The following is a 20,997-nucleotide window of genomic DNA, read 5'->3' as shown; positions in this document are numbered from 1 at the left end:
TGTAAGCCGGCGGGAAAAGAATCGCCGGCTAACACCACTTTCACGGCTGGCTCCATCCCTGGCCTCCTCCGGCGCTGACTGTGTTTTATCATAACAACAGCTGTAAGGCGCGGTTATCTAACATTTTGGGTGGCAATTGAGTACGACGATTATAGTGATTCTCATTGTTGTCTGAGAACGCTATGTAAACCCATGGTTGCCGGCTAGTAAGGCGATGTAACCACGATACTTCCCTGTTTTATTGCCGTTGTTGCTAAAACAGGCATAGCCGGTACTTTGGAACTTTTAATCTTTTAGTTAAGCTTAATGCGTAAACAAAAGACATTGACGATTAATTCAGTTGGTCAACTTAACAGGAATAGGTGGCCGATTGACAGCGGCCGCGCGGGTGATGAATCCCGCGGGCGAACACCACGTAAAATTTTAAAATATCGGCTGGAGTCTCAGCAGAACGTATGTTTTTTTGGTATACTATTCAAGACTAATTACAGAGAGGATTGTGTTCAGGGTGGCAGGAGAAGAATTGTTAACTGGCATGAACGATAAACAAACGGAGGCCGTCCTTCAGACCGAGGGACCACTGCTGGTGCTAGCAGGTGCTGGTAGTGGGAAGACCCGGGTGTTAACGCACCGGGTCGCCTACTTGATCGAACATAATAACGTGATGCCATGGCGGATTTTGGCCATTACATTTACGAACAAGGCCGCTAAGGAAATGCGCGAGCGGGTCATTAAATTGCTAGGACCAGATGGCAATGATGTCTGGGTCTCCACGTTCCATGCGTTATGTGTCCGTATTTTGCGGCGCGATGCGGATAAACTAGGGTATAATCGGGCCTTCACCATTGCCGATCCCGGTGAGCAACGGACGCTGGTCAAACGGGTCTTGCAACAGCAGAACCTAGACGTGAAGAAGTTCGATCCCCGGTCCGTTTTGGGCGCAATTTCAAACGCGAAGAATGCCTTGCAGACACCAGCGATGATGAAAGAAGCTGCTGGCAATCCCTTTGAAACAACGGTTGCCGACGTCTACGACAGCTACCAACGGGAATTGTTGGCCAACCAAGCAATGGACTTCGATGATCTGATCATGTTGACCATCAAGCTGTTCAATCAGGATCAAGACGTGCTGGGGTATTACCAAGAAAAGTTCCAGTATATTCACGTCGACGAGTATCAAGATACCAACGATGCCCAGTACACCTTGGTTAACTTGTTGGCTAAAAAGCATGGCAATCTCTGCGTCGTTGGGGATGGGGACCAAAGTATCTATGGCTGGCGGGGCGCCAACATGGAAAATATCCTGAATTTTGAGCACGACTATCCGAACGCGCACGTGACGTTACTGGAACAGAACTACCGGTCGACCAAGACCATCTTGAAGGCCGCTAACGATGTGATTCAAAAGAACGTCAACCGAAAGAAAAAGGACCTCTGGACGGAAAATCCTGATGGCGAAAAGATTTCCTATTACCGGGGCCAAAACGAAAACGATGAAGCCCATTACGTGGTCGCTAAGATTCAAGAAGAGAACCAAAAGAATCATCACGGTTATGGTGATTTTGCCATCCTTTACCGGACTAACGCCCAATCACGGGTGATTGAAGAAACCCTGGTCAAGGCCAACATTCCTTACACCATGGTCGGGGGCCACAAGTTCTACGACCGTAAAGAAATTCGCGATGTCTTGGCTTACTTGACGTTGATCGCCAACCCAGCCGATTCGATGAGCCTGGAGCGAATCATCAATGAACCTAAGCGCGGTATCGGGGCCACCAGTATTGAAAAATTACGGGACTTCGCCGACTTTAACGGTTGGACTGAGCTGGAAGCCACGCAGAACATTGCGCTGGCCACCAACCTGGGGGCTCGGATTCGGAACGCTATGGAAAAATTTGGGATGACGCTGAAAGCTGTGCAGGATAAGGCAGCAACGATGAGTGTTTCGGATATTACCAGTGAGTTGTTGGATAAGACTGGCTACATGGCAGCCTTGAAGGCGTCCAAGAACCTTGAAGCCGAAACCCGAATCGAAAACATTGAGGAATTCTTATCCGTGACGCAAAAGTTTGATAGCGATTGGGACAACACCGATCATGATGAGGATCAAGACAATCGCTTGGTCGAATTTCTGGCCGACTTGGCCTTAGTTTCTGCACAAGATGATGTTGAGGAAGAGCCCGCTGAAGTTACCTTGATGACTTTGCACGCTGCCAAGGGGTTGGAATTTCCGGTTATCTTCTTGATGGGCTTGGAAGAAGGAATCTTCCCGTTGTCGCGAGCTATGCTGGAAGACGATGAGCTCGAAGAAGAACGCCGGTTAGCTTACGTTGGGATTACACGAGCACAGACCAAGCTGTACCTGACCAATGCCTACTCGCGGATGCTGTACGGTCGGCGACAGGCCAATCCGCAATCGCGGTTCGTTACGGAAATCGATCCCGAGTTGTTGCACTTAGACTACAGTGAAACTAAGTCAGGATTAACGCCAAGTCGCCGCGATGTGCCATTTGCCCGGCGGACAGCTAGTGCCGTGGCCAATCCTTATCACGGAAAGACGGGTCGGGTCAGCGAACCAACTGGTACTGGCGCCGAAAAGCTGAGTTGGAACGTTGGCGATAAGGCCAGTCACAAAAAATGGGGCGTCGGCACCGTGGTTAAGGTCAACGGGACCGGTGAAGATGCCGAACTGGACATTGCCTTTCCAGAACAAGGAGTTAAGCGGCTCTTGGCTGCCTTTGCACCAATTAAACGTGTTGAATAAAAAAGTTAACGTGGGAGGAAGAAAATGACTGATCAACCCATTGATGCTTTAACTGAAGAACAGGCCGCTAACGAAGCAGCCGATTTGCGCCCCCAACTTTTAAAGTGGGGCCAACAGTACTATGATGCCGACGCACCGGCTGTCGAAGACGATGTGTATGACCGAGTGTATGCGCGTTTGGTCGCGCTGGAAACGGCCTTTCCCGCCATTGTAACGCCGGATTCACCGACGCAACGGGTGGGAGGCAGTACCCGGGGGGATCTACCCAAGGTCACCCACGACATTCCGATGTTGTCACTCGGGGATGTCTTTTCCATTGATGAACTCAAGGAATTTGATGAACGCTTGCGGTCGAACGTTGAAGACGACTTTGACTATAACTGTGAACTCAAGATCGATGGCTTAGCCATTTCACTCCGGTATGAAAACGGTGAATTCGTACAGGGATCCACCCGGGGAAATGGGCAGATCGGTGAAGACATTACTGCTAACCTGAAAACCATCAAGTCGATTCCCCAAACGCTGAGTCGGCCGCTGACCATTGACGTCCGCGGAGAATGTTATATGCCTAAGGCAGCCTTTCTAGCGTTAAATGAACGACGGGAGGCTGCTGGTAAGGCGCCATTTGCCAATCCTCGGAATGCCGCCGCTGGGAGTTTACGGCAGCTCGATACGCAGGTCACCGCTGACCGGCAATTGGCGACGTTCATGTATAACATTGCCGACTACGGACCGCTGAATACGCGGACGCAGAGTGGTCTATTGGATGAACTTGCCGAATTAGGCTTTACGACGAATGCCACTTACCAGGTGGCCCACAACATGGATGACGTGGCAGCTTACATTGATCAGTATCAAGCGCAACGGTCTGATCTGCCCTATGGCATCGATGGTATCGTTATTAAAGCCAATTCGTTACCGTTGCAACGATCAATTGGGGCCACGGTCAAGGTGCCTCGGTGGGCGATTGCCTACAAGTTTCCACCTGAAGAGGTCGAAACGGTCGTTCGTGACATTAAATGGACGGTCGGGCGCACAGGAATCGTCACACCAACGGCTGTCATGGATCCCGTGGCTTTAGCGGGGAGTACCGTTGCCCGAGCATCTTTGCACAATCCGGATTACCTGGAAGCGAAGGATATTCGACTGGGAGATACCGTATTGCTCCACAAGGCCGGGGATATCATCCCCGAAATTTCACAATACATTACGGCTAAACGACCGGCAGATGCGCAACCGTATCCGGTGCCAACCCACTGTCCTTCTTGTGGTGCCGAGCTAGTCCACTTGGATGAAGAAGTCGCTTTACGCTGCATCAACCCCCGGTGTCCCGCCCAATTGGCCGAGGGAATGAATCACTTTGCCTCGCGGAATGCCATGAATATTGCCGGGTTGGGCCCACAGATTGTGAGTCAGTTATTTGACCGAAAATTGGTCGATGATGTGGCTAGTTTGTATCGCTTAACGACCGACCAATTATTAACTTTAGATAAATTTGGGGAGAAGTCGGCCCAAAATCTCTTGACAGCCATTGATAATAGTCGCAATAATTCATTAGAACGTTTGTTATTTGGCTTAGGGATTCGCCACGTGGGTGCCAAAGCTGCGCGTTCGATTGCCGCCGAGTTCGGTGACATCGATCATTTAATGGCCGCTGACAGCGAACAGATTTCTGCCATTGATACGGTAGGAGAAATCATTGCCGACAGCGTCGTGACCTATTTTGCCAGTGACCAAGTCCAACAGCTGATTGCTGAGTTGCGCGAAGTAGGGGTCAATTTGACCTTTACCGGAGCGGTTCCTGCTAGCGATGGCGAGGGACAGTTCGCTGGTCAGCGGGTAGTCTTGACGGGAAAACTCCAAGAGCTGACCCGTCCAGAAGCCACTGAATGGTTGGAACAACACGGTGCCACAGTCACGGGGAGTGTCTCGAAAAAGACGGACCTACTGATTGCGGGCGAAGCCGCCGGTAGCAAACTGACCAAGGCCCAGTCGCTCAACGTTCCGATTTGGAACGAAGCGCAGCTGCAAGCCGCTATGGACGAAACGAAATGATGACTTTAGGAGGAAACAAGTCGTGAAACGGTTACGAACCTTTATTGCGTTGGCTACGGTGCCACTCTTTTTGGCCGCATGTGGCGATTTAAGTAGTTCCAGTATGTCTGGCAGTTCTGGAAACAGTAAGAATGGGACCACGCAGTTGACTGGTCAGAGCAGCGATGGTGATTATGAAGGGGTCATTAAGAGTGGCCACTACCAAACGAGTAAATCACGAGGGGTCACCAACAGCCAGGATTCGGGAAATACTTACAACCTGAAGAGTTTTGAAAACGGGATGCTGAACGTTTCTAAGAAGATGTATTCGACGAAGAAGTACGTCTTTCAAGAAGGCCAGTATTTGAGCGCCAATACGGTCCAGAACTGGTTGGATCGAAAGAGTAAGTCGAACACGACGGGGCTAAACCCCGTTAGCAACGGCTCAACTTCGGCAACTAAGCGTAATCCTATTTACATTCAAGCCCTGGAAGAACAGGATTACATGACTCAAAAGAACAATAAGCTGACCTTAGGTGGGGTGACCATCGGCATCGCCGTAAACTCGGTCGATTACTACAAGAAGACGCAGTATGGAGCCACCTTTGAAACCAAGATCGATAAGGCGACCGGTGAGGCGTATGCCAAGAAGGCAGCGAACACCGTTCTCCAACGGTTACGTAAGAAGTCAGCATTGAAGAACGTGCCAATCACAATTGCCATTTACCGTCAGGCTTCTAACGATAGTCTGGTAGGTGGAGACTTCATTGCATACTCCGAGAACAAAGCCGGTGCTACTAGCGTTTCCAGTTGGAAGGCCTTGAACGAAAAGAACTACGTCTTCCCAATCGAAAGTGGTTCTAGCAGCCCGAACAGTAACGATGAAACGTCCTTCACCAACTTCAAGACGCAAGTCCAAAACTTCTTCCCGAACCTGAGTGGTGTGACGGCTCAGGCGCATTACAACGGTAAGAGCTTGACCGGGATGCACGTCAATATTCAGACGCAATTCTACAGTCAAACGGAGATCATCAGCTTCACGCAGTACCTGCAAACGGCGGCCCAGAAGTACTTGCCATCGGGGGTACCAATCGATATCACTGTGTCTTCCACGGACGGTGTGCAGAGCTTCCTTTCACGGAACACGGGTGACAAGAAGTTCACGAGTCACGTATTTAATAGCTATTAAACAGAATAGCTCTAGCTGCTAGACTAGCAGTTGGCTATTTAACCTAAATTGGACTGGGCTTCTCAACGTGCTGTTAGCAACTGGGGAGGCCTAGTCCTTTTTTAACCAGTCACGATTGGCGGTCAGTGAGTGGTGAGTTGCTATTTGGGTGGTCAATTTGGTATGATACAGTTTCTAATCACCGAGATGAACGAGATGCAACCAGTTGCCTTAAACGAAAGTGGTGGCGTTTGGGATACCTGGTTGACTGGGTGGGGTCCGGCGGATGAAGGCGAAGCGGTTCGCCTAGGTGACCACTGGTTTTGCCGGAATCACTGTCACAATTTGCCAACAGAATCTTTGGTGCCAGCAAGATATATGGTAAAATAGCAATGTATGTTTATTCTGGGCTAAGGCCGGGATAAACGGTGAATGCGGATAAATCAGAAAGAGGGATAATTGATGGCTAATCGAATTAATCGAGAACAAGTTCAACACGTTGCCAGTCTGGCAAAACTTGAATTTACGGATGCCGAGTTGGATGCGTTTACGCCCCAACTAGATGACATTATCGGTATGTTTGAAACGCTGAGTGAGGTCGATACTGACGGTGTCGAAGTGACCAGCAACGTTTCTGATCAACTCAACGTGATGCGTGAAGATGTCGCCGATAACTGGGGACAAAGTGCAGCGTTATTAAAGAACGCGCCAGACGCAGCACGGGGCTTTATCAAGGTACCGGCCATCATCGATGAAAGCGAGGATAACTAACAGATGAATTACTTCAAACAAGATCTCGCCAGTCTCCACGCCGATTTGGTGGCGAAAAAGATCAGCGCCAAGGAATTGACGCAGGCGACTTTTGATAACATCAAGGCCACCGATCCTAAAATCGATGCTTTCTTAACTTTAAATGAAGACGCGGCTTTAAAACAGGCGGATGCGATTGATGCTCAAGGCATCGCTGCCGACCAGCCCCTAGCCGGAATTCCAGTTGCCTTGAAGGACAATTTGGTCACGAAGGACTTAAAGACCACGGCTGCTTCAAAAATCTTAGAAAACTTTAACCCCGTCTACGATGCTACCGCCGTTAGCAAGTTGGCTAACGCGCAGATGGTGACCGTCGGAAAGACCAACCTGGATGAATTTGCCATGGGTGGGTCGACGGAAAACTCCGCCTTTAAGACGACCAAGAACGCTTGGGACCAAACCAAGGTGCCTGGTGGGTCTTCGGGGGGTTCTGCTGCCGCAGTCGCTTCTGGTCAGGTGCCCGTTGCCTTGGGTTCCGATACCGGTGGCTCCATTCGGCAACCGGCCGCTTTCAACGGTATCGTTGGTATTAAGCCAACTTACGGTCGGGTTTCTCGTTGGGGCTTGATTGCCTTTGGCTCTAGCCTCGATCAAATTGGGCCAATGACGCGTAGCGTGAAGGACAACGCCACGATTTTGAGTGCCATTGCCGGTCACGATGACCATGATTTGACTAGCTCTACCCAAGCTGTTCCTGACTTTGCAGCCGACTTGAACGATGCAACCAGCGTTAAAGGGTTGCGGATCGGTTTGCCAAAGGAATTCTTGGCCGAAGGGGTCGATGATGGGGTGAAAGCCGCTATCTTGGCCGCTGCCGACACCTACCGCAAGTTAGGTGCCACGGTCGACGAAGTTTCCTTACCACACAACAAGTATGGGGTCGCTGCTTACTACATCATTGGTTCATCCGAAGCTTCCTCTAACTTACAACGGTTCGATGGGATTCGTTACGGCTATCGGGCAGACGACGTGAAGAACTTGGAAGATGTTTACGTGAAGTCACGCTCCGAAGGCTTCGGCGAAGAAGTTAAGCGGCGAATCATGTTAGGGACCTTCTCCTTGTCCGCTGGGTTCTACGATGCCTACTTCTTAAAGGCTGCCAAGGTTCGGACAGTGATCATTAACGACTTTAAAGCGGTCTTGAAAGACCACGATTTCATCATGGGTCCCGTTGCGCCAACCACGGCCTTTGGAATCGGTGCTGAAATTAAAGACCCAATCACGATGTACATGAATGATGTCTTGACGATTCCGGTCAACTTAGCTGGCCTTCCAGGGTTATCCTTACCTGCTGGCTTTAGCAACAATTTACCCGTCGGAATGCAACTTATCGGCCGGCCATTTGACGAAAGCACGCTGTACAAAGCGGGTTACGCCTTCGAACAAAACACTGACTTTCATTTACAATTACCTACGTTAGGAGGCCAAAACTAATGAACTTTGAAACGACTATTGGGCTGGAAGTCCACATTGAGTTAAAGACCCATTCAAAGATCTTTAGCCCATCACCAGTTGCCTATGGGGCCGACCCTAACGCCAACACCAACGTGATCGACTGGGGATACCCCGGGGTTCTGCCAACCACCAACAAAGGGGTCGTTGCTGACGGAATCATCGCCGCACTGGCCTTACACGCTACGGTGGAAAAGCACACGCACTTTGACCGGAAGAATTACTTCTACCCGGATAACCCCAAGGCTTACCAAATCACGCAATCCGACAAGCCAATTGGTCACGATGGCTGGGTCGAAATTGACGTGGACGGTGTGAAGAAAAAAATCGGGATCGCCGAAATGCATATCGAAGAAGATGCCGGGAAGAACACCCATGAACGGGACTATTCCTACGTCGATTTGAACCGGCAAGGGACGCCTTTGATTGAAATCGTGTCCAAGCCAGACATCGCTTCTCCTGCTGAAGCCTACGCTTATTTGGAAGCTTTACGTCAACGAATTCAATTTACTGGGATCTCTGATGTGAAGATGGAAGAAGGGTCGATGCGGGTCGACGTCAACATTTCCGTACGTCCCGTGGGCCAAGAAAAGTTTGGGACCAAGACGGAATTGAAGAACTTGAACTCCTTTAACTACGTGCAACGGGGGTTGGAGTACGAAGAAAAACGGCAACAACAGGTCTTGATGTCCGGTGGTGCTGTGCAACAGGAAACGCGGCGCTTTGATGAAAAGACCGGTGAAACTATCCTGATGCGGGTCAAGGCCGGGGCAGACGATTATCGTTACTTCCCAGAACCAGACTTACCAGCGCTGAACATCAGTGACGATTGGATCAAAGAGCTGGGCGATGCCATGCCAGAAATGCCAACCAAGCGGCGTGAACGTTACGTCAACGAGCTTGGCTTGACGGATTACGATGCCATGGTCATCACACAGACCAAGGAAATGTCTGACTTCTTCGACGCAACGGTGGCCTTAAAGGCTGATCCTAAGATGGCGGCCAACTACCTGCAAGGGGACGTGAACGCCTACCTGAACGAGAAGCAAGTTGACTTACAAGCAACGAAATTGACGCCAGCTAACTTGGCGGGGATGATCAATTTGATTTCCGATGGGACCATTTCTAGTAAGATGGCCAAGAAGGTCTTCAAGGCGATTACTGACGGCGAAGAACCTAAGGCTTACGTGGAAGCACATGGCCTGGTTCAACTCTCCGATCCTGCTAAGTTGCAACCAATTATTGATGACGTCTTGTCGGCCAATCCCCAATCCATTGAGGACTTTAACAACGGGAAGAAGCGGGCAGTTGGCTTCTTAGTTGGTCAAATCATGAAACAGACGCACGGACAAGCAAACCCGCAAGTTGTCAACAAATTGTTGATGGCAGCGTTGCAACAATAGAACTAATGGAGGCACATCATGCGTAAACGGGCACGGGTCATTTATAACCCAACTTCAGGACGCGAGGCGTTGAAGAAGGACCTGATCGATATTTTAGCGGTGTTTGAACGGGCGGGGTACGAAACGAGTGCCTACGCCACAACGCCGGCGCCGAACTCGGCTCGCGATGAAGCAACACGGGCGGCTAAGGCCGGCTTTGAACTCATCGTAGCGGCCGGGGGCGACGGGACCATTAACCAGGTCGTCAACGGCATTGCTGGACTCCCTCATCGTCCCAAGATGGCTATTATTCCTGCCGGTACCACGAATGATTATGCCCGGGCGCTCCACATTCCGCGCGAGGATCCGTTGGCAGCGGCGAAGGTAGTTTTGAAGGATCAGACCATCAAGATGGACATTGGTGAGGCGGGAGATACCTACTTTATCAATATTGCTGGTGGGGGGCTCTTGACCGAGCTGACCTACGACGTGCCATCGAACTTGAAATCGATCTTTGGCTACCTAGCCTACTTGCTAAAAGGGGCCGAGTTGCTGCCACAGATCAAGCCAATCGATATGGACCTGACTTACGATGGCGGTCATTTCCGTGGCAAGGCGTCAATGTTCTTGCTGGCGCTGACCAATTCCATCGGGGGGTTCGAGCAGATTGTGCCGGATGCGGCGCTCGATGACGGGAAGTTCACGATGATCATTGTCAAGACGGCCAGTATGCCGGAAATTTTACGGCTCATGGGCTTGGTCTTGAACGGTGGAAAACACATCAACGACTCGCACATCATCTATGAGAAGACCAGCAAAGTTGTTGCCCGGCCAGTTGAAGACCGGATGATGATCAACCTGGATGGCGAATATGGTGGCGATGCACCGATGAAGTTCCGCAATCTGCGGCAACATATCGAAATGTACGCCAACTTGGATGCCATTCCAGACTCCGCGGTCACTAGCGAATCTCCAGAATTACTTGAGGCGGAACAAAACTTCGTCAAACAAGTTGAGGAATTGCCAGACACGGATCAATAACGGAAGATTAAGATGGAAGGGACTTTTGCACAACAGGTGGCAAAGTCCCTTTCTTTCACGGCCGACGAAACTTTCAACTGAGACAACCCATACAGTAACGGGTCATTACCGTGGCTTGATGGGGACACATCTCGGTAGCCAGTGGTGGACGTGGCGTTGGTTTCCATGTATGATGGCAGATGCAGTGAAATTTGGCACGATCGGTAATGACACCGGTCGGACCCTCATTTCAGAATAAATGGTTAACTATTGTCTTAGAACAAAAAAGAATAAGCATTAAAGAAATTGAGGTTACTATGAAAATTAAAGCACCAGTAAGTAAAAATGAACGACTTGACGTTTCAATTATGGATCTGACGTATCAGGGGATGGGGGTTGCTAAGGTCGATGACTTCCCACTGTTTATCGAAAACGCCTTACCCGGTGAAGAGCTGACAATCCAGGTCACTAAAGTGGCTAAGAACTATGGTTTCGCGCGCGCGATTTCCTGGAAGAATGAATCGCCTGACCGGGTCAAAGATGTCGACAAGACTTATCGGCAGACCGGGATTGCGCCATTACAACATTTGGCCTACCCAGCACAATTGAAATTTAAGCAACATCAAATTGCGGAACTCTTCAGTAAGGCGCACCAAGATGTTGAAGTTGCACCAACGTTAGGGATGGAGAACCCAACCCAATACCGGAACAAGGCCCAAGTGCCTGTCCGGATGATCAAGGGACAATTGGAAACTGGTTTCTACCGGCAACACAGTCATGACCTGATTCCGTTGACGGATTTCTACATTCAAGATCCAGCTATCGATGCCGCCATCATCAAGGTCCGCGACTTGCTGCGTCAATTTGAGATCCCAGCGTACAATGAAATCAGTGATAAGGGTGTTATCCGGAATATCATGGTTCGCCGCGGCTACTACAGTCACGAAATGATGATTGTCCTGATCAGCCGGACCCAAAAGATTCCGAGCCAGGCCCAACTAGTCGATCAGATTCATCAGGCACTGCCAGAAGTGACGAGTATCGTATTAAACGTGAATGCCAAGAAGACTAACGTCATCATGGGGAATGTTACCCGCGTCCTTTATGGGAAGCCAACCATTGAAGACACGTTGATGGGCTTAACGTTTGCGATTTCTGCGCGCTCCTTCTACCAAGTTAATCCTCAGCAGACCGAAAAGCTGTACCAAATGGCCATCGACAAGGCCGGCTTAACTGGTAAGGAGACCGTGATCGATGCTTACTGTGGTATTGGGACAATCTCATTAGCTTTGGCGAAGCACGCCAAGCAGGTCTATGGGGTCGACATCGTCCCCGAAGCCATTGAAGATGCTAAGGTCAACGCGCAGAAGAACCATTTGAGCAACGTGGACTTCTTCGTGGACAAGGCGGAAGATCAAATGATTCAGTGGCAAGCGGCAGGCATCAAGCCCGATATCGTCGTGGTTGATCCACCACGTAAGGGTCTAGCCGAAACCTTAATTGAATCCACCACCAAGATGGGGCCCAAGAAGGTCGTCTACGTCAGCTGTAACCCAGCAACCTTAGTACGTGACGTGCAACTCTTCCAAGAACGCGGCTACGTCATTGATGGCCCAATTCAACCCGTTGACCAATTCCCACAGACACCACACGTGGAAAGTGTGACGGTGTTGGTTAAGAAATAACACGATTATCAGAGATGATGTGTAATAAACATTGATTCTTTGCATTGTCGATTTAATATGTGTGTGAAAATTAGAGCAGTCATCCGTGGTTGGGGTGGCTGTTTTTTTATACACTTTTTAACAGAGAACTATTTTTATAGAAAATGAGTGGAAATGCTATGAAGTCGCTAATTATAGGGAATTTTATTGTACATAATTACATTTTTAAACTTTAGTAGCCGTTTAAAAAGTGTCATTTTTTGGGGACGGCTGAGAAGGTCCCCTAGCAAATTTTGTTAAAATGGTTGATAATAAAACAAGCGCGATTAATCCACTTGCCCAACAAAAATTTAGTTGGCGTAACCGTATAGCAATAGTTAGTAGTGGGGTAGTTTTGAAACTATCTGAAAGCGGTTGCATTAATGGGAGGGACCTCTGGTGAATGTAGGAACGTTGGCCAGCACATCATTTTTTAGTCAAGTTCACCCGGCAGTCGTTGCCGTTTATTTTGTTGAATTGTTTACGCTATTATTAGTTTTTAATCATTTAATCTTAGCAATTACGTTATTTGGTGGATTACTAGGTATCAGCTGCTGGTATTTTAGCCGGCAACGGATTGTCGGCGTTTTAAAGGGAATCGGATCACTAATGGCGGTCATCGTGTTGTTTAATCTACTCCTCAATCAGCATGGTCGGGGACTACTTTGGCGCTTGACGTTAGGCCCCATAACGTTTCGGTTGACGCGTACGGGGCTACTTTATGGCTGTACGATGGCGATTCTGCTGGGTGCGATGATTCTGGCATTTATTCTCTTTAATGGCATCTTGACGACTCCCAAGCTCAGCTATCTCCTATTTCCAGTAGTTCCCCGACTAGCGATGCTCCTTACGATCTCCTTACGATTGGTCAGTCTATTTACACAGAAATTTCGCCGGTTGGTCATGTTGCAAAAGACACGCGGAATTGTGGTTACTGAAGGATCTTGGGGGCAACGGATCCAAAAGACGGGTCGACTCATGCGTATCTTGTTGATTGATTCTGTCTCATCGGCAATGGAAACAGCGGTGTTAATGGAGGCCCGGGGTTTCGGGGCGCATAAGCGGAGCCATTACCAAACGTACGCTTGGCAACCGCTCGACGTGATCTTTGGCTTGAGTGGGCTGTTCCTATTTATATTAATTATCAGTTTCCGGTGGCGAGGCTACGGTTGGACCACGGATGTCTATCAGATGACGGCTGGCGCCAGCATGGATTGGTGGCTGGTTTTGCCGTTACTCATGTTTGTTGGTCTGCCAGTACTGGGTGAGGGAGTGTATCGCTTATGGGAAAATTAATTCAGCTTGATCATCTAGCGTTCACCTATCCCGGGCAAACGAAGTCGACACTGAACGACATTTCCCTAACCATCGAAGCGGGGGCCTTTGTGACCATCGTCGGTGCCACGGGAAGTGGGAAGACCACGTTACTGAAGCAACTTAAACCAGAACTACAACCCGCTGGCGAACAAATGGGGCAAGTTCGTTTTCACAATCAGCCGTTGACGGCATTATCTAGTGTTGCCAGTGCGCAGCAATTGGGCTATGTGGCACAAGACCCACAGACGCAACCAATCATGGCGACTGTGATTGAGGAACTGGCCTTTCCTTTAGAAAATCTGGGGGTTGATTCGGCGGCCATGACCATGCGCATCGCGGAATTGTCGAACTTCTTGGGCCTGGATAAATTGTTACATCAGACCATCGACAGTCTTTCTGGGGGGCAATTGCAGCTGGTCAACTTGGCCTCAGTGCTGGCACTTAAGCCAGAGGTCATTTTACTCGATGAGCCGACAGCCCAGTTGGATCCAACGACAGCTCAGAATTTTCTGACCGTTTTACAACAAGTTCACGATGAGTTGGGAATTACGATTATTTTGACCGAACATCGGTTAAGTCGGGTCCTGTCAATGGCTGATCAGCTGGTCTTGCTGACGGCTGGGCAGGTCACCTACGCTGGGCCAGTTTCGCCGGGATTGCGGCAGATGCACCAGACGCCGGAGTTACGGGCGTTCGTGCCGCCGGTCCCTGAGTTCTTTCTGGCTCACGAATTACCCGTACGACCCTTGCCCTTAACGGTGACGGCGGGTCGACAGGCGTTGCAGACTGGTAATTGGCACTTTGCTGTACAGCCAGCGGCGACGACCTTGAAGGTTGCGGCGACGCCATTATTAACGGCTAGAGAAATTACCCGGCACTACGAGAATGGGTCAGCCGTGCTGCGGCAACTCAACTTGACCGTGAATACGGGTGATTGGTTGGCGATTATTGGCAAGAATGGGTCGGGTAAATCGACGTTGTTGACAATTTTAGCTGGTCTCCAAAAACCGCAACATGGTAAGGTACGGCTGAATCAACAGATCGTTTGGAAGTTGAAAAATGGCGAACGACTGGCGCACATCGGCTACCTCTCACAGAATCCCACGGAACAATTCAGTGGGGAAACGGTGATAGCTGAGCTCACGGCGCAGGCCAAATTGGTGGGTCGCACCGATATTGATCAGGCCGTTCAAACGATGTTGACCACTTGTCATTTGACCAGAGTGGCTGAGCAGAATGCTTTTGACCTGAGCGGGGGGCAGCAACAGTTGCTCGGTCTAGGCTTAGCCTTGATGGCCCAGCCGGAGTTGTTATTGCTAGATGAACCCACTAAGGGGCTCGATCCAGATACCAAACAACACATTGGCGGTATCTTGCAGCAGGCCCATCAAGCGGGATTAACGGTCGTCATGGCCAGTCACGATATGGATTTTTGTGCGGCATTTGCGACCAACTGTACGTTTATGTTTGATGGGCAAGTTAGTCAACCGCAGTCAACCCGTACGTTTTTTACGAGCAACTTTTTATCAACCACAGCCGTTAATCGTTTGCTGCGACAACAAGTACCTAGCGCACTCTTTTGGCAAGACGTTCGGCTGACCACGAAGGGAGGTGAATTACAATCGAACAACGACGACAACAAGTTAACTGGGGCCTGATTGTTCCGGTCGTATTAATGCTGATCTTGTTAGCAGGAATGCTCCTGCTAAAGGGTAAACACTACCTCTGGTTCAGCTTTGGCTGTTTGGCAGTTAGCCTTTTACCGGCTTACTGGCACTTCGAAAAGCGGGAAATGAGTACTCGTTTACTGGTATTTCTAGCAGTGATCGTTGCGCTGGGTGTTTTGGGACGGGTGCCTTTAGCCGCAATTCCTAATGTTCAGTTGACTAGTTTTGTCGTCATCGTGAGTGCTGTGAGCCTGGGCCCAGAGATGGGATTTGTGAGCGGCTCGATGATGGCACTGGTCTCAAACCTGTTCTTGGGGCAGGGACCGTGGACGCCGTGGCAAATGTTGGCGTGGGGCCTGATGGGGCTGACAACGGGATTGCTACGACGTAGTCAGCTTAAGGATAATGTCTGGTTACTGGTCGTCTGGGGAGCCTTGTGGGGATTCTGGTTCGGCTGGATCATGGATCTCTGGTATGCCTTGGCCTACGTACGACCGTTACGCGTCACCAGTTTCTTACTGGCGTTTGCCGGCAGTTTTCTCTTCGATGCGCTACATGCCGCTACTAACGCGGTCAGCATTCTGCTGCTCTATCGACCGTGGCGGCGACTGATGGATCGACTGATCATCAAGTATCAAGTCTTACCCAAGAGTATGGTGAGCGGTCGTCAGCATCACAGCTAAAGCACCCATGTCGACGTAGCGGGGAAATTACTACGGGGTGTAGACGGTTACTGGATAGTGGCATACGGTAAGTTGTGAGGCTGACTGTTGGTGGCTTGCAGCATAGTGATTGATTGGATAATTAATTATCGTACAGCATTTATTAGTGGCGAAATTATTCAAAAATCAATTGTTATTGGAATTAGTGTGTCAAATGGTAGTGGGTAACATATATGTTATAAAACACGGGTTGTAGCTAGCTATGATTCACCCCATCACGGAGACATGATGGGGTGGCGCAGTTGACAACTGTGACTGGTTATCACCAGTGAAATTTAATTTAAAGGATGATGGGATAATGTTTAAGATGAACAAAGTAATGACGGCTTCACTAACTGCAGTATTGGCTTTAGGGACCTTAGTACCAGTAGTTGACGCGGGTGCCGCCAGTGTCAAGACTGCCAGCAAGGGCTACCGGACGAGCAAGACCAAGTCTGCAACTACATACGCAAAGAAGATGCTGAAAGCCAACAAAGACGGCTTGACCAGCAAAGCACAGATCTTTAGCAAGTCCGCATATCCAACGACAGGGACTGCTGCTGGTTACTCTGATTTTCTGTTAGGCTTGAAGAAACAAGGCTACAAGTTTACGACTAGCCAGAAGAAATTAGTTAAGAAGAACTTGGTTGTTTCCAAGAAGAGTGATCCGGCCGTTTTGGCGAACGCCATCATTGGTCTGCAAGCAATTGGGGTCAATCCAACGACCTACAAACCAGCTGGCGCTAAGAAGTCTATGAACTTGGTCAGCACGTTGTACAAGAAGTCTATGAATAAGCAAACGGTTAACGTTCAAAGCACGACTTTGATCGCCGTCTCTTCTAACAAGACCTTTAAGAAGCCTAGCAAGGCCGCTTTCTCCAAGTCTTCATTAAGCTTGAAGATTGCTAAGAGTCAACAAGCCAACAAGGGCTGGGCCTACAACAACACGGTTGCTAGTGTCGACAGTGACACCACGGCCGTTGCGGTTAACGCCTTAGCCATGGGCAAGAGCAAGAACAAGACAGTCAAAGCAGCGGCAACTGCCGGTCGGAGTTACTTGAAGAAGGCTGTTTACAAGAGCGGTGCCTTTGGTTACACCTACAACGGTAAGGAAAATGCTAACGCCAACTCAACTGCCGAAGCCATTATGGGCTTAGCAACGACGAAGGCGGCTTTCAAGAACATCAATAAGACGGCGCTGACTAGTGGCCAGACTGCAACGCCATTACGGGCAATGTTGGGTTACGTAAAGTCTGACGGTACGGTTAAAGATGCGTTCAGCATGACGTTAGCTTATGGTCAAGTGAGCTTAGCTGCTAGTGCTGCCCACAATGGTACCTACACCAACAAGCTGGTTTACACGTTCAAATAAAGGTTAAGGAGCGTCAGTCATGAAAAAGTCAGTCTGGATCATCGTGGCGGTCGTCGTCACCATCTTCACCATGGGAACGGCATTGGCCATGCAACAGCACGCACAGCAGTCCACGGCGCCACAGACGAATTCATCATCGCGTCAGCGTTCATCTGCTAGTCAATCATCGGCGTCCTCCTCATCGCAAGCCGCAAAAGTGGTCAGCAAAAAGGAGGCCCACCAAAAGTCATCGTCTGCCAAGCGTAAGGCTAGTTCTAAGGCCCGTACCAGAACCACTAAAAAGGCCAAACGAACGACCAAGCAAGCTGCCAGTGCCGCTAGCGTTAAAGCCAAGCAGGTAGCACCGACGCGGTCCGCCAAGAAGACGGCAAAAGTGACCAAGCCGACGACTAAACGGCAGGCAGCTACGACAACTAAAAAGTCATCGTCTAAGTCGCAGTCAACGGGAAAAGTCCATTTGACCGTGACGGGTTATAAGAAGACGTTCTTCAATGACTCAGTGGCTATTTCTAAGAATGCCACGGCCTTCTCGGTATTGAAGGCTTCCAAGTTGAAGTTGGTCTACCAGAGTGGTGTGGCCGTATACGTCAGCAGTATTAATGGTCTTGCCGAAAACGACGTGAAGGTTGGCAGTGGTTGGAAGTATAAGGTCAACGGTAAGTTCATTGACGAAGCCGCTAATGCCAAGCATGTGACTAATGGCGACAACGTGCACTGGTACTTCACGACAGCGGGGTACTAATATGAAACGAGCGATGTTTATTGGCGCTATTGGCTGTGGTAAGACGACCCTTTTGCAACGACTGAAGGATCTGACCATTCATTATGACAAGACACAGGCGCTTGAATTTTATCAGAACATTGTTGATACACCAGGTGAATACATTGAGCATCGCCGAATGTATACGAGCTTAGCAACAACGGCGATGGATGTTGATGTGGTCGTCATGCTGCAGAGCGCAACAGATCAGCGTTTAATCTTTCCGGAGGCGCTCAGTACAATGTTTGCGCGCCCAGTAGTGGGGGTAGTCACTAAGACGGATATTGCCGATCAAGCTGCAATTGATTGGGCAAGTGACCAGCTGAAAAGAGCCGGTGCACAGCAGCTGTTCAAGGTGTCTGCATTGACTGGTGATCATACGGAAGCGCTCCGCCAGTTCCTAGATGATTAGTAGAGCTACATTTGGAACACTTCAAAACGGTCGTTCGTTTAGTGTATCGTTTTGAGTTGTGTTCTGTGAAACCAAAAAGATATGGCATCCTCAAGTTAGAGGGTGCCATATCTTTTTGGTTATTTTTTGACGTACAGACAACCTTTAGTTTTAGTGGAGGCTTATTAACTACGGCGTTGTACGATATGAAACATTAGTCGATTTTAACGGGAGTGTCAGCTGGTTTGCCATGAATCAGCTCACAGTTATTGTCAAAGGCTTTGAGCACCATATTCCGTACGGCATGTGTCGTATAGAACGCTGTGTGTGGTGTAACAAGGACATTTGAACGATGAATAAGATCTTCTAGACGTTTGTCGGGGAAGGTCTTATTCCGCCAGTCAGCATTAAAGATACCAACTTCGTCTTCGTAAGTATCCATAACGAAACCAGCAACTTTGCCCTTGTCTAAAGCTTTAATGACGTCATCCGTGTCAACCAGTGCACCACGTGAGCAGTTAACGAGGACAACATCATCCTTCATCTTGGCAATAGAGCTGCTATTAATCATATGGGTGTTTTCTTTGGTGGCAGGGACGTGTAAGGAAATGACATCGGATTGTGCGTAAAGCTCATCCAAAGTATCAACGTAGTAGCCCTTAGCTTTTAACTCGTCATTCTCATAGGGATCAAAAGCAATGACTTTAGCGCCGAAGCCTTCCATGATTTGCATGTAGACCCGACCAATATGGCCAGTACCAATGACACCGACCGTTTGATCGCGGACTTCACGACCGATAGTTGGTGCCCAGCGTAGGTCACCATTTGCAATCTTTTCATCCAAGACTTTGGATTGGCGCAGAATCCGTGCAGTCTGAATAGCCGCGTGTTCTGCAATGGCATTTGGTGAATAAACAGGAACATTGGTGATTTCAAAGCCAAGTTTCTTGGCCTTAGCTAAGTCAACGTTGTCGACACCAACGTTCCGCAAAGACATCTTGGTGATGCCTTGATCTGCAAGTGCTTGCAGGGTCTCTGCAGTATAGGAAAGTTGTTGATAGACCACGACCCCGTCAGCACCTTCAGCGTATTTGGCAGTCTTGGGTGATAGTAATTCATCAGTGTAGCCAACTTCAATTTCTGGATGGTTCTTTGCCCATTCTTTAACATAAGGTTCTTCATCCTTACGAATACTGAAGGCGAAAATACGCTTTTTGCCATTTGAATTGGAACTCTTTGCAGGAGTTGAACTGACTTGAGACTTAGATTCAGCGAGAACTTGCTTAATTACTTCTCTGATTAGATCTTCGTTTACATCTGACATTAAAAGTTCCTCATTTCTATTATTCAGTACATACTTAAAAGGGAGATAAAGCTAAGTATGATGTTACTAGTCGGCACCTGTTATTGTGCGGTGTAGCCACCATCGACTAAGAATTCTGAACCAGTACTAAATGATGACTCGTCTGATGCCAGGAATAAAGCCATATTTGCAACTTCGCTTGGTTCAGCTAAACGACCCATTGGATGCAAGGAAACTAAGTGATCTGCAACCTTAGGATCAGTCTTTTCAAGGTTTTCAACTAATGGTGTGTTTACATAACCAGGATGGACAGAGTTAATCCGAATGTCGTAACCTTCACGAGCACAATGTAATGCAGCGGACTTGGTCATCAGTCGGACACCACCCTTGGAAGCATTGTAGGCAAGTAAGTCTGGGTCGCCAATCAAGCCTTCAACGGAACAAAGGTTGATGATGGAATTCTTTTCATGATTATTTTTCATAACTTTGATGCCATACTTAACCCCCCACATCGTTCCCGTGAGGTTAACACCAATCGTAGAATTCCAATTTCTTTCATCCATTTTCTCAATATCAGAAAAGACACCGATGCCGGCGTTATTTACGATGATATTGATTTTACCAAATCTTTTCATTGTTGCGTTGATGACGCGGTCCCAGTCATCCTTTTTTGAAACATCTTGTTGCATGAATACCAAGCGGTTTGGAATTAATTCCTTTTCCAATAAGTCGCCAGCTTCTTTTTCAATCGCCGTAAATACGACCTTAGCGCCTTCTTGGGCAAAACGTTCAACGATGGACTTGCCGATACCCTTTGATCCACCAGTAACCAGTGCAACCTTACCTTGCAAACGTCCCATTATAAAGCCTCCGTTCTAAAGTTTGTTACAAAGGTATTATATAGCACCCGATTATTGTATGTAAAGCGCTTTCTTTTTTGTATAATCAGCATTTCTGAGCATTTTACATAGAAAAGATCAGCCGGAAAAAGTGGGAAGAAAGGCGGTTAATGCCGTGACGGTAAGCGGTTGCAAAAGATAGATTGTGAAAAAAAGTCAGTTTTTACTCTGGAGAAAAGTTAGCAGAATGATGACTATTTTCAATGATAATTTGTCATTTTTTTCCGTTTTTAACGTCAAAATGACAAAATTAG

17 protein-coding genes are annotated in these 20,997 nt (G+C 48.7%); 15 read left to right on the top strand and 2 right to left on the bottom strand.

Annotated features, from left to right (window positions below):
- The first annotated feature begins 535 nt into the window (after positions 1-535).
- From pcrA to FAY32_RS11805, 15 genes are all read left to right on the top strand, one after another.
- Positions 536-2,764 (top strand): DNA helicase PcrA, encoded by a 2,229-nt coding sequence (gene pcrA, locus FAY32_RS11875; RefSeq protein WP_404820143.1) that lies wholly within the window; start codon positions 536-538, stop codon positions 2,762-2,764.
- Positions 2,765-2,788: 24 nt separating this feature from the next.
- Positions 2,789-4,819: an NAD-dependent DNA ligase LigA gene (ligA, locus tag FAY32_RS11870; RefSeq protein ID WP_143463643.1), complete on the top strand. Its 2,031-nt coding sequence runs from the start codon at positions 2,789-2,791 to the stop codon at positions 4,817-4,819.
- Positions 4,820-4,841: 22 nt separating this feature from the next.
- A complete protein-coding gene (locus tag FAY32_RS11865; protein ID WP_143463642.1) occupies positions 4,842-5,987 on the top strand; it encodes a CamS family sex pheromone protein in 1,146 nt (381 codons plus the stop codon).
- Between the two features lie 162 nt (positions 5,988-6,149).
- On the top strand, positions 6,150-6,356 hold the full coding sequence (locus FAY32_RS14915) for a hypothetical protein (protein ID WP_143463641.1): 207 nt from the start codon (positions 6,150-6,152) through the stop codon (positions 6,354-6,356).
- Between the two features lie 72 nt (positions 6,357-6,428).
- The gene (gatC, locus tag FAY32_RS11855; RefSeq protein WP_143463640.1) at positions 6,429-6,737 is read left to right on the top strand and encodes an Asp-tRNA(Asn)/Glu-tRNA(Gln) amidotransferase subunit GatC; all 309 of its coding nucleotides are present in this window, start codon (positions 6,429-6,431) and stop codon (positions 6,735-6,737) included.
- Between the two features lie 3 nt (positions 6,738-6,740).
- Complete coding sequence (gene gatA, locus FAY32_RS11850) at positions 6,741-8,210, top strand: Asp-tRNA(Asn)/Glu-tRNA(Gln) amidotransferase subunit GatA (protein ID WP_143463639.1); 1,470 nt, start codon at positions 6,741-6,743, stop codon at positions 8,208-8,210.
- Positions 8,210-9,631 (top strand): Asp-tRNA(Asn)/Glu-tRNA(Gln) amidotransferase subunit GatB, encoded by a 1,422-nt coding sequence (gene gatB, locus FAY32_RS11845; protein ID WP_143463638.1) that lies wholly within the window; start codon positions 8,210-8,212, stop codon positions 9,629-9,631. Before gatA ends, gatB begins: the two co-directional genes overlap by 1 nt.
- Positions 9,632-9,649: 18 nt before the next feature.
- Positions 9,650-10,651: a diacylglycerol kinase gene (locus FAY32_RS11840; RefSeq protein ID WP_143463637.1), complete on the top strand. Its 1,002-nt coding sequence runs from the start codon at positions 9,650-9,652 to the stop codon at positions 10,649-10,651.
- 296 nt (positions 10,652-10,947) lie between these two features.
- Positions 10,948-12,315 (top strand): 23S rRNA (uracil(1939)-C(5))-methyltransferase RlmD, encoded by a 1,368-nt coding sequence (gene rlmD, locus FAY32_RS11835; protein WP_143463636.1) that lies wholly within the window; start codon positions 10,948-10,950, stop codon positions 12,313-12,315.
- Between the two features lie 417 nt (positions 12,316-12,732).
- On the top strand, positions 12,733-13,629 hold the full coding sequence (locus FAY32_RS11830) for an energy-coupling factor transporter transmembrane component T (RefSeq protein ID WP_143463635.1): 897 nt from the start codon (positions 12,733-12,735) through the stop codon (positions 13,627-13,629).
- Entirely contained in the window at positions 13,617-15,308 is a 1,692-nt protein-coding gene (locus FAY32_RS11825) for an ABC transporter ATP-binding protein (RefSeq protein WP_143463634.1), read from the top strand. The genes FAY32_RS11830 and FAY32_RS11825 overlap by 13 nt, the downstream gene beginning before the upstream one ends.
- Positions 15,309-15,325: 17 nt before the next feature.
- On the top strand, positions 15,326-16,000 hold the full coding sequence (locus FAY32_RS11820) for an ECF transporter S component (RefSeq protein WP_143463633.1): 675 nt from the start codon (positions 15,326-15,328) through the stop codon (positions 15,998-16,000).
- A gap of 337 nt (positions 16,001-16,337) precedes the next feature.
- Positions 16,338-17,390 carry a prenyltransferase/squalene oxidase repeat-containing protein gene (locus tag FAY32_RS11815; RefSeq protein WP_143463632.1) on the top strand — a complete coding sequence of 351 codons (1,053 nt, stop codon included), beginning with the start codon at positions 16,338-16,340 and terminating at the stop codon, positions 17,388-17,390.
- Between the two features lie 19 nt (positions 17,391-17,409).
- On the top strand, positions 17,410-18,132 hold the full coding sequence (locus FAY32_RS11810; RefSeq protein WP_143463631.1) for a DUF4430 domain-containing protein: 723 nt from the start codon (positions 17,410-17,412) through the stop codon (positions 18,130-18,132).
- A gap of 1 nt (position 18,133) precedes the next feature.
- Positions 18,134-18,562 (top strand): EutP/PduV family microcompartment system protein, encoded by a 429-nt coding sequence (locus tag FAY32_RS11805; RefSeq protein ID WP_143463630.1) that lies wholly within the window; start codon positions 18,134-18,136, stop codon positions 18,560-18,562.
- A gap of 193 nt (positions 18,563-18,755) precedes the next feature.
- On the opposite strand, the gene FAY32_RS11800 is transcribed toward FAY32_RS11805, so the two are convergent.
- Together FAY32_RS11800 and FAY32_RS11795 are read right to left on the bottom strand one after the other, a co-directional pair.
- Entirely contained in the window at positions 18,756-19,865 is a 1,110-nt protein-coding gene (locus FAY32_RS11800; protein WP_143463629.1) for a D-2-hydroxyacid dehydrogenase, read from the bottom strand.
- A gap of 80 nt (positions 19,866-19,945) precedes the next feature.
- A complete protein-coding gene (locus FAY32_RS11795; protein ID WP_143463628.1) occupies positions 19,946-20,704 on the bottom strand; it encodes a glucose 1-dehydrogenase in 759 nt (252 codons plus the stop codon).
- Positions 20,705-20,997 lie beyond the last annotated feature (293 nt).

Origin of the sequence: Levilactobacillus enshiensis (assembly GCF_007115095.1) — a bacterium.
Taxonomy (GTDB): domain Bacteria; phylum Bacillota; class Bacilli; order Lactobacillales; family Lactobacillaceae; genus Levilactobacillus; species Levilactobacillus enshiensis.
Note: the sequence above shows the minus strand (reverse complement) of the source record. Positions and strands in the feature narration are given on the sequence as shown.